This window comes from Immundisolibacter sp., from assembly GCF_041625615.1.
Classification (GTDB): domain Bacteria; phylum Pseudomonadota; class Gammaproteobacteria; order Immundisolibacterales; family Immundisolibacteraceae; genus Immundisolibacter.
In genome coordinates, this window is the sequence record NZ_JBFJTF010000090.1 from 1 (window position 1) to 9,580 (window position 9,580).

The following is a 9,580-nucleotide window of genomic DNA, read 5'->3' on the forward strand; positions in this document are numbered from 1 at the left end:
GACCAGTCGCCGATCGCCAGGTTCCTTGAGAAGAACCCCGACGGCGGCCTGCACCATCTGTGTTTCGAGGTGCCGGACCTGACGGCGGCGATCGCCACGGTCAAGGCCGCGGGCATTCGCGTGCTGGGTGAGCCGCGCATCGGCGCCCACGGTCTGCCGGTGGTTTTTCTGCACCCCAAGGACTGCGGCGGGGTGCTGATGGAACTCGAACAGACCGCCGCCTGACGCGCAGCGGCCGGTTCTTCGCAGCAAGCCCCGCGGCCATGGCGCATGCGTGCGCCATGGCCGTGATGCCAGCCTCTAGACCCCGGCGGCGGCACGCTCGCGCGCGGCGAGCACCAGGTTCAGACAGTTGACGTAGGCCTTGGCCGAGGCGATCACGATGTCGGTGTCGGCGCCCTGGCCGTTGACCGCCATGCCGTCGCGCGCCAGGCGCACGCTGACCTCGCCCTGGGCGTCGGTGCCGCCGGTGATGCTCTGCACCGAGTAAAGCTGCAGCTGCGCTCCAGAATTCACGATCGCCTCGATGGCCTTGAAGGTGGCATCCACCGAGCCGTCGCCGTCGGCGCTGGCGGTGCGTTCGGTGCCGTCGATGGTCAGTGTCACCGTGGCCTGCGGCGTCTCGCCCATTTCGGCGGTGGCCTTCATGTCGACCAGACGGATGCGCTCGTTGGCCTGGGTCAGGTCCATGTCGGTGACCAGGGCCATGAGGTCCTCGTCGTAGATGTCGCGCTTCTTGTCGGCCAGTTCCTTGAAACGACGGAAGGCCTCGGTCAGCTCCTCCTGGGTGGCGAACTCGAAGCCGAGCGTCGCCATGCGCTGCTTGAAGGCGTTGCGTCCGGACAGCTTGCCCAGCGTGAGGCGGTTGTCTTGCCAGCCGACGTCCTGCGCGCGCATGATCTCGTAGGTCTCACGGCTCTTGAGCACGCCGTCCTGGTGGATGCCGGACTCGTGGGCGAAGGCGTTCAGACCGACGATGGCCTTGTTCGGCTGCACGTGGAAACCGGTCACGGCCGCCACCAGCTTCGAGCAGGCGAGCAGGTGCCGCGTGTCGATGCCGACGTCGCAGGGGAACACGTCCTGACGGGTGCGTACCGCCATGACCACTTCTTCCAGCGCCGCGTTGCCGGCGCGCTCGCCAAGGCCGTTGACGGCGCACTCCACCTGCCGGGCGCCGGCCAGCACGGCGGCCAGTGAGTTGGCCACGGCCAGGCCCAGGTCGTTGTGGCAGTGGGCCGAGAACACGGCCTTGTCCGAGTTGGGGATGTTCTCGATCAGGTGGCGGAACTTCTCGCCGAACGCCTGCGGCAGGTTGTAGCCGACCGTGTCCGGCACATTGATGGTGGTGGCGCCGGCGTCGATCACCGCCTCGAAGATGCGGCACAGGAAGTCCATTTCCGAGCGTCCGGCGTCCTCGGCCGAGAACTCGACGTCGTCGGTGTACTGCCGCGCGCGCTTGACCGCCCGCACGGCGGCCTCGACCACCTGGTCGGGCGTCATGCGCAGCTTCTTCTCCATGTGCAGCGGCGAGGTCGCGATGAAGGTATGGATGCGCGACGCGGCCGCGGGCCTGAGCGCCTCGCCGGCACGGTCGATGTCGGCATCGCCGGTGCGCGCCAGCGCACACACGCGCGATTCCTTGACGATCTCGGCCACCCCTTTGACGGCCGCGAAGTCGCCGGGGCTCGACGCCGGAAAGCCGGCCTCGATCACGTCCACCTTGAGCCGCTCCAGCGCCTTGGCGATGCGCAGCTTCTCCTCGCGGCTCATGGCGGCGCCGGGGCTCTGCTCGCCGTCGCGCATGGTGGTGTCGAAAATGATGAGTTTGTCTTTGCTCACGGCCGGTCTCCGAAACGGTTACGGGCGGCCGCACGGCGGTGGGCCGCGCGGCTTGGGTAAGGTGTTGGATTGGCGTTTTGGGGCCCTCGCCAGGGCATGCGTGCGTATGTCTGCCTTACGGCAGTCGCAGCGTCAGTAGCAGCAGGCCGAGCGGCCGGCGGGGCAGGGAGACGGACGCGCACAGCCGCGTGCCGCGCGCGGCGCGGGCAGGCAAGGCGGTGATTGGCTGGCGGTCGTGGCGCATGTCGGTTGCAATTGCGTGAATGCTGGGCACTATAGCACCCCGATTTTTCAGCCTGCAATGCAGCCCCAGCCCTGGCGGACCGCCGGATGACCGACACAGCATGCTTCGTGATTCACGCTCGCTGGGTGATCCCCGTGCAGCCGGCCGACTGTGTCCTGGAGCACCATGCGGTGGTCGTGCACGGCGGCCGTATCACCGCCGTACTGCCCAGTGACCAGGCGCGTGAGGCCTTCCCCGACCTGACGCAGATCGAGCGGCCGGGGCACGCGCTGATCCCGGGTCTGGTCAATGCCCATACCCATGCCGCGATGACGCTGCTGCGCGGCCTGGCCGACGACCTGCCGCTGATGCCGTGGCTGCAGCAGCACATCTGGCCGGCGGAGCAGCGCTTCGTCGGGCCGCAGTTCGTGCGTGACGGCAGCGCGCTGGCGGTGGCGGAGATGCTGCAGGCCGGCATCACCTGTTTCTCGGACATGTACTTCTTCGGCGAGGAGACGGCGCAGGTGGCGGCCAGCGCCGGACAGCGGGCGGTGATCGGCCTGATCGCCATCGATTTCCCGAGCGCCTACGCCAGCGACGCCGACGATTACCTGCGCCGTGGCCTGGCCCTGCACGACGCCTGGCGCGACCATCCGCTCGTGCGCACGGCCTTTGCGCCACACGCGCCCTACACGGTCAGCGACGCGCCGCTGCGCCAGCTGGCCACATTGGCGGATGAACTCGACCTGCCGCTGCACATCCACCTGCACGAGACCGCGCATGAGGTGGCCGAGAGCGAGGCGCGCTTTGGCGTGCGTCCGCTGGAGCGGCTGGCGGGTCTGGGGCTGCTGTCGCCGCGGCTGATCGGCGTGCATGCCACGCAGCTGCTGGGCGGCGAGATGGCCAGCCTGGGTACGGCCGGCGCCAGCGTGGTCCATTGCCCGGAGTCGAACATGAAGCTGGCGTCCGGCACCTGTCCGCTGCCGGCCCTGCTGGCGGCCGGAGTGAACGTGGCCATCGGCACCGACGGCGCCGCCAGCAACAACGATCTCGACCTGCTGGGGGAGCTCAAGTCGGCCGGTCTTCTGGCCAAGCTGGCCGCCGGCGATGCCGCCGCCGTGCCGGCACCGGCGCTGTTGCACATGGCCACCCTGGGCGGTGCCCGGGCGCTGGGTCTGGATGAGGAAATCGGCTCGCTGCAGCCGGGCAAGGCGGCCGATCTGGTGGCGCTCGACCTGTCGGCGCCGCATTGCCAGCCCGTGCACGACCCGATCTCGCAGCTCATCTACGCCGCCGGCCGCCAGGCAGTCACCGACGTGTGGGTGGCCGGGCGGCCGTTGCTCCAGGCGCGGCGCCTGACCACACTCGATGTCGACGCCATCGTCGATCGCGCCGCCGACTGGGGCGAGCGCATCGCTGCCGCCGACCGCCACGCAGCGCCCTGATCAGCAAAGGATTGACCATGCCCGTGTCTTTGCCGCCCGGTCCGCTGGTGATCGGGCTCGCCGGCCCGCAGCTGAGCGCCGAGGAAACCGCGTTGCTGCAGCACCCGCTGATCGGTGGGGTGATTCTGTTCGAGCGCAACTTCACCGACGCCGCGCAGCTGCGGGCGCTGTGCCAGCGCATTCACGGCCTGCGCGAACCGCGGCTGTTGATCACCGTCGACCAGGAGGGTGGGCGCATCCAGCGTCTGCGGCCCGGGTTCACGCGACTGCCGGCGGCGGCCGACTATGGCCACGCCTTTGACCGCGACCCCGAGCGCGGCCTTGAACGGGCCCGCGCCGGCGGACGGGTGATGGCCGGTGAACTGGTGGCGCTGGACGTGGACCTGAGCTTCGCTCCGGTACTCGACCTTGACTACGGCGTGAGCGAGATCATCGGTGCGCGGGCCTTTCACGCCGACGCCGAGACCGCCGCGGCACTGGCCGGCGCCTTCATGGCCGGCATGGCCGATGCCGGCATGGCGGCCTGCGGCAAGCACTTTCCGGGACATGGCGCGGTGGCGGCCGACACGCATCTGACACAGGTGGTGGACGCGCGCCCGCGCGCCGCGCTGGAGGGCGATCTGTTGCCGTACCGGCGCCTGTTCGCGGCCGGCATGGCGTCGGTGATGATGGCGCACGTGGTGTTTCCGGCGGTGGACGGTCAACCGGCCGGTTTCTCGCGCCGCTGGGTGCAGGACATCCTGCGCGGCGAGCTGGGGTTCGACGGCGCGGTGTTCAGCGACGACCTCGGCATGGCCGGGGCGGTGGTGGCCGGCGGGCCTGCCGAGCGGGTACGCGCGGCGCTGGCGGCCGGTTGCGACTACGTGCTGCTGTGCAACGAACCCCAGGCCGTGCGCGAAGTGGTGGCGGCCCTGCCGGCGAACACCGCGCCCGTGCCGGCTCACCGCCACGCGCGGCTGCTGGCGCGGGCGATGGACGACGCGGGTTTGCCGGTGGCGCGACAGGTGCTGGCGGCCGGGGCCTGAAGCGCCGCTACAGGCGCCAGCTCCAGGCCAGCATCAGCATTTCCACGTGCGGACGGATCTTTTCGGTGGCGCCGGGCAGCGCCGCCGACGGACCGCGGTAGGTGCTCTCGAAGTAATGCCCGGCCGAGCCGTGCAGTTCGTGATCCTCGGACAGCTGCCAGCTGAAGCCGACGCTGGCCTGGCGCAGCTGGTTGGGTGTGAGCATGTTGAAGCTGACGGTGTTGATGTCGTCGTCGTTGGGACGGGCGCCGTAGCCGTAGCCGGCCCGCAGGGTCAGGCGCGGTGACCAGCTGTAGGCGATGCCGATCCGGTAGGTGTTGGCGTCGCGCCAGTTGAAGCCGCTGCCCTGGGCGCTGCCGAGGGGGCGGCCGGCGGGGTCGGTCAGCGTGTTCAGCACGCCGTTGCCAAGCGAGTTGACGCCGGCGAAGTTGATCCGCTGCACGTCCAGCGACACCAGCCAGTCGGCCGTCGGACGCAGCGCCACCCCGACGTTGAAGTTCTCCGGTACGTCAAAGGTGCCCTCCGCGAACAGGCCCTCGTACTTGTCGAATTTCTGCATGAACGTGCGCGTGGCGTACGCGGCGCCAAGGCTCAGCCAGGGCGTCGGTTGCGCATACCAGCCAATGCGCAGGCCAAGCCCGAAGGCGATGTCGTAACCGCGATTGGTGACGCGTCCCGGATGCTCGGACAGTGGCGCGAACGCCTGCAGGCCGTAGGCCTTGAAGCGCTGGGCGGTGATCAGCGGTGCAATGCCGAGGCCCTGGCGCGGCGTCGGCCGCCAGGCCAGGGTGGGGGCCACCACCAGCTGCGTCAGGTCGAAGCCGAGCTTGCCGCAGCCGAGCAGGAAATTGCCCGCTGCCGCGCCACAGGCGGCCGGGTTGCCGTTGCTGCCCGGCACGCCGGTGGTGTCGGTGTATTCGGTGTTGAGGCCGCCGTTGCCGTATACGGTGATGCCCCAGGCGAGGCGGTCGTTGAGCTGCCGGCTGTAGGCGCCTTCCGGAATCAGGAACAGGCTGTTGCGGCTGACCGAGTGAAAATCGTACGGCGTGCCGCTGCCGCTGCGCTCGATGCGGCGGCTGGGCATGAACAGTTCCACGCCAAGATCCAGCCGGTCGCCGGCGAACACCAGCTTGCCGGGGTTCGAGGCGCCGGCGAAGGCGTCGCCGGTGACGGCGGTGGTGGCGCCGGCCATCTGCCGCGCCACTGGCCCGTAGCCCATCGCAAAGTAGCCACCGGCCGCCTGCGCTGCGCCCGCGCTGGCGACAGCGAATGCCAGTGCCAGGCCCCTCCAAAGGCCCTTCCGAATCGACATGACGTCTCCTCCCTCGGGTTTGTTCTGCCGCCGCAGTGTACGGCGCTGGCCGAATACGGCCAGCGCCGTCAGCGCAGGTCGCCGATGGCGGTGTCGAGGATGCGTTGCCACTGCGGTCCGTCGACAGCGCGGTAGCCGTGCGGGTGACGCGCGGCCGATGCCAGTACCAGCGCCGGGGTCGGTGTGCGCAAACGGTCGAGGCTGTCGGCCAGCGTGGCGCGCTGATCGGTACCGACATAGGTGCTCCAGCCGTCGCCGTCCGGAAACAGGCTGTCGCCGGTGAACAGGTAGATGCCGGCGGCCCCCTGCACCCGAAAGCAGGTGCTGCCGACCGTGTGGCCGGGGGTGGGAATCACCTCCAGGCCAGGCAGTGGCACGTGCGTCGCGTCGAAGGTGGCCTCGACCGGGGTCACGGCCTGCGCGGCGGGTGCCTCCAGCGCGTGGCAGCGCAGGCGGGTGCCGAAGCGGGCATGTATCGCCGCCAGGCTGGGCGAGACCTCGTCGCGGTGGCTGAGGTATTGCCACGCGACGCCGCCCAGCGGTGCCAGGGCCTCGATTTCTTCCGCCAGCCCCGTGTTGTAGAACAGCACGTTGCCGGCCGGCCCACGCCACAGATAGGCGTGCGTGGTCACATCCGGGCCGAAGGGGTGTTCGGCGGTGGTTTGCCACAGATCAGGACACAGTTGCTGCATCGTCTTGACCTCCGTTTGAGGGCGCGGCGGGCTGCCGCGGGTGGGCTGATAGGATGATGCGACGACCCTCGTGAGCCATAGACCACCAATGACCATAGCCGTTGCCGTGCGCAAGGGCGGCGTGACCGTGATCGCCGCCGACACCCAGAACAACTTCGGCCACAACCGGGTGCCGATCGGCAACCACCGCACGCAAAAGATTCTCTCCGTCGGCGACACCTATGTGGCGACCAGCGGCTGGGGCGTGTACGCCAACATCCTGGATGATTTCCTGCATCGCCGGCGGGCCCCGCGGCTGGACAGCGAGCGTGACGTGTTCCGTTTTTTCCAGAACTTCTGGAAGGCGCTGCACGAGCGCTACTCGCTGGTCAACGACCAGTGCCAGGGCGAGGAGGAGAGTTCGCCGTTCGGTGACCTGGACGCCTCGTTCCTGCTGGCGAACGACGGCGGCATCTTCTACGTGTCCTCGGACACGTCCGTCACGGCTTTCGAGCAGTACTACGCCGTCGGCTCCGGCGCCGAGTTCGCGCTGGGCGCATTGCACGCCCTGTACGACAGCGACCTCGATGCCGAGGCACTGGCCCGGCGCGCCTGTGCGGCCGCCATGGCCTTCAACCTGTTCTGCGGCGGCGAGATCGACGTCTGCCGGCTGCCACAGCCGGGCGTGCCATGAGCCCGCCGGACCGCGCCGCGTGCCTGTCACGGCTGGCTGCCGTCCCCGGCTGCCAGGTGCTGCACGACACCGATGCCCTGGCGCCGTACCTGGCCGAGCAGCGTGGCCTGTACCGCGGTGAAGCGCTGGCGGTGGTGTTGCCGCAGGATACCGCCGCCGTGTCGGCGCTCATGCGAGCCTGCGCGGCGCTCGACCTGTCCGTCGTGCCTCAGGGGGGCAACACAGGGCTGTGCGGGGGCGCGGTGGCGCAGGATGCGGCGCGGCAGGTGGTGGTCAGCCTGGAGCGGCTGGATCGTATCCGGGCACTGGATGCGGCCAATTTCACCCTGACCGCCGAGGCCGGCTGCGTGGTGCAGCGCCTGCGCGAGGCGGCGGCCGGGCAGCAGCGGCTTTTTCCGCTCAGCTTCGGTGCCGATGGCAGTGCCCGCCTGGGCGGCGCACTGAGCACCAACGCCGGCGGCACCAACGTGCTGCGCTACGGCAATGCGCGCGACCTGGCCCTGGGCCTGGAAGTGGTGCTGCCGGACGGCCAGGTGTGGGACGGCCTCACGGCGCTGCGCAAGGACAACACCGGCTACGACCTCAAGCACCTGTTCATCGGCGCCGAGGGCACGCTCGGCATCATCACGGCGGCGGTGGTCAAGCTGTTTCCGGCGCCGCGCGAGACGGTCACCGCCTGGCTGGCCTGTCCGACGCTGGAGGCCTGCCTGTCCGTGTTCGGCCGCCTGCGCGAGGCCAGCGGCGATGCCGTCAGCGGCTGCGAGCTGGTGTCGCGCACGGCGCTCGAGTTCGTGCTGCGCCACCTGCCACAGGCGCGTGATCCACTCGGCACGCCGTCGCCCTGGTACCTGCTGGTGGAGCTGACCGGTAGCGGCGTGGTGGGCAACCTGCGTCAGGTGCTCGAACAGACGCTGGCGCAGTGCCTGGAGCACGGCAGCATCACCGACGCCGCCCTGGCGGACAGCCTGGCGCAGGGTGCCGACTTCTGGCGCCTGCGCGAGGCGGTGGCGGAGGTGCAGCGTCACGAGGGCGCCAGCATCAAGAACGACGTGGCGGTGCCGGTGTCGGCCGTGCCGGCCTTCGTCGGTGCGGCCAGCGCCGCCGTGCAGGCGGCATGCCCGGGCCTGCGGGTGTGTGCCTTCGGCCACATCGGTGACGGCAACATCCATTTCAACCTGTCGCAACCGCCAGACATGCCGGCGGCGCAGTTTCTCGCCCGCTGGGAGGAGCTGGCCGGCATCGTCAACGCGCAGGTGGCGGCACATCGCGGCTCGGTGTCCGCCGAGCACGGCATCGGCCTGCTCAAGCGCGAGGCACTGGCCGACCATGAGCCGGCGGTCGCCATCGACCTGATGCGCCGCATCAAGGCGGCGCTGGATCCTGCCGACCGGTGCAATCCGGGCAAGGTGCTGCCGCCGCCCGCTTGAGCGGCGCGTGGCCCGTGGCCGCTGTGGCCGGGTATCGGTTACCGGGGGGCAGCCGCCCGCCGGGCAGGTGCGCAGGGTGTCAGGCCATGCCGGCCAGCAGTTGCTGCCCGGCGCGGGCCAGTTCGCCGGCCTCATCGACCCGGACCACCCAGGCACTGCATGGAGAGTCGGCGTGGGTGATGCGCGCGTCGGTGTCGGTGTCGGTGTCGGCGTTGGCCGCCCCGTCCAGGCGCACGCCCAGCCACTGCATGTTGGCCAGCACGCGCGCCCGCACGGCCGGCGCATGCTCGCCGACGCCGCCGCCGAACACGATGCCGTCGAGGCCGCCCATTACCGCCGCGTAGGCGCCGATGTACTTGCGTATACGTTGGCAGTAGACATCGACGGCCAGCTTCGCCGCCGGCGACGGGTCGGCCAGCACGGTTGCCATGTCGGCGCTGCCGGCCATGCCCAGCAGGCCGCTGTGGTGGGTGAGCGTGTCCTGCAGCCGGGCGGCGTCCAGGCCGGCGGTCTGTTGCAGATGCAGCAGCAGGCCGGGGTCGACGTCGCCGCTGCGGCTGGCCATCACAAGGCCCTCCAGCGGGGTATAGCCCATCGAGGTGTCCAGCGGCCGGCCGTCGGCGATGGCGGCTGCCGAGCAGCCGGCGCCCAGTTGCAGCGTGACCACCCGTCCGCCGCGGCCGGTGTGTGCCTGCCAGGCCCGCCACAGCGCCTGGTGGGCGATGCCGTGAAAGCCGTAGCGACGGATGCCGTGCGCCTCGGTGAGGGTGCGTGGCAGGGCGTAGCTGCGCGCCATCTGTGGCAGGTCGGCGAAAAAGGCGGTGTCGAACACCGCCAGTTGCGGAACGTCGGGGCCAAAGCGCTGGCGACAGGCGCGGATCATGGCCAGTGCCGGTGGATTGTGCAGCGGCGCCAGCGGCGCGCAGGCCGCGATCTGTGCCTCC

9 protein-coding genes are annotated in these 9,580 nt (G+C 70.2%); 5 read left to right on the forward strand and 4 right to left on the reverse strand.

The genetic code is table 11. The features are described 5' to 3' along the window. The coding region (locus ABYX71_RS08120) for a VOC family protein (RefSeq protein ID WP_372695996.1) at positions 1 to 225 on the forward strand (225 nt) is incomplete at its 5' end. 75 nt (positions 226 to 300) lie between these two features. Here ABYX71_RS08120 and ABYX71_RS08125 read toward each other — a convergent pair. Next, positions 301 to 1,839, reverse strand: coding sequence for a 2-isopropylmalate synthase (locus tag ABYX71_RS08125; protein WP_372695997.1), 1,539 nt, complete (start codon positions 1,837 to 1,839; stop codon positions 301 to 303). Between the two features lie 330 nt (positions 1,840 to 2,169). Between ABYX71_RS08125 and ABYX71_RS08130 the strand changes: the two genes are divergently transcribed. Then, the gene (locus tag ABYX71_RS08130) at positions 2,170 to 3,507 is read left to right on the forward strand and encodes a TRZ/ATZ family hydrolase (protein WP_372695998.1); all 1,338 of its coding nucleotides are present in this window, start codon (positions 2,170 to 2,172) and stop codon (positions 3,505 to 3,507) included. A 17-nt stretch (positions 3,508 to 3,524) separates the two neighbouring features. Further along, a complete protein-coding gene (gene nagZ / locus ABYX71_RS08135; RefSeq protein WP_372695999.1) occupies positions 3,525 to 4,532 on the forward strand; it encodes a beta-N-acetylhexosaminidase in 1,008 nt (335 codons plus the stop codon). A 7-nt stretch (positions 4,533 to 4,539) separates the two neighbouring features. Here nagZ and ABYX71_RS08140 read toward each other — a convergent pair whose 3' ends face one another. Together ABYX71_RS08140 and ABYX71_RS08145 are read right to left on the reverse strand one after the other, a co-directional pair. Then, on the reverse strand, positions 4,540 to 5,844 hold the full coding sequence (locus ABYX71_RS08140) for an OmpP1/FadL family transporter (RefSeq protein ID WP_372696000.1): 1,305 nt from the start codon (positions 5,842 to 5,844) through the stop codon (positions 4,540 to 4,542). Between the two features lie 68 nt (positions 5,845 to 5,912). Continuing rightward, a complete protein-coding gene (locus ABYX71_RS08145; protein ID WP_372696001.1) occupies positions 5,913 to 6,536 on the reverse strand; it encodes an MBL fold metallo-hydrolase in 624 nt (207 codons plus the stop codon). Positions 6,537 to 6,624: 88 nt separating this feature from the next. Here ABYX71_RS08145 and ABYX71_RS08150 point away from each other — a divergent pair, with 88 nt between their 5' ends. Beyond that, the gene (locus tag ABYX71_RS08150; RefSeq protein WP_372696002.1) at positions 6,625 to 7,209 is read left to right on the forward strand and encodes a hypothetical protein; all 585 of its coding nucleotides are present in this window, start codon (positions 6,625 to 6,627) and stop codon (positions 7,207 to 7,209) included. Beyond that, entirely contained in the window at positions 7,206 to 8,636 is a 1,431-nt protein-coding gene (locus ABYX71_RS08155; RefSeq protein WP_372696003.1) for an FAD-binding oxidoreductase, read from the forward strand. Before ABYX71_RS08150 ends, ABYX71_RS08155 begins: the two co-directional genes overlap by 4 nt. A gap of 79 nt (positions 8,637 to 8,715) precedes the next feature. Here ABYX71_RS08155 and ABYX71_RS08160 read toward each other — a convergent pair. Further along, positions 8,716 to 9,580, reverse strand: an 865-nt coding sequence (locus tag ABYX71_RS08160; protein ID WP_372696004.1) for an acetate/propionate family kinase, incomplete at its 5' end; no start/stop codon positions are given.

Bases quoted from the DNA above. Each gene is read 5' to 3' on its own strand.
- ABYX71_RS08130 (WP_372695998.1), top strand. From the start codon at position 2,170: ATGACCGACACAGCATGCTTCGTGATTCACGCTCGCTGGGTGATCCCC.
- nagZ (WP_372695999.1), top strand. From the start codon at position 3,525: ATGCCCGTGTCTTTGCCGCCCGGTCCGCTGGTGATCGGGCTCGCCGGC.
- ABYX71_RS08140 (WP_372696000.1), bottom strand. From the start codon at position 5,844: ATGTCGATTCGGAAGGGCCTTTGGAGGGGCCTGGCACTGGCATTCGCT.
- ABYX71_RS08145 (WP_372696001.1), bottom strand. From the start codon at position 6,536: ATGCAGCAACTGTGTCCTGATCTGTGGCAAACCACCGCCGAACACCCC.
- ABYX71_RS08150 (WP_372696002.1), top strand. From the start codon at position 6,625: ATGACCATAGCCGTTGCCGTGCGCAAGGGCGGCGTGACCGTGATCGCC.
- ABYX71_RS08155 (WP_372696003.1), top strand. From the start codon at position 7,206: ATGAGCCCGCCGGACCGCGCCGCGTGCCTGTCACGGCTGGCTGCCGTC.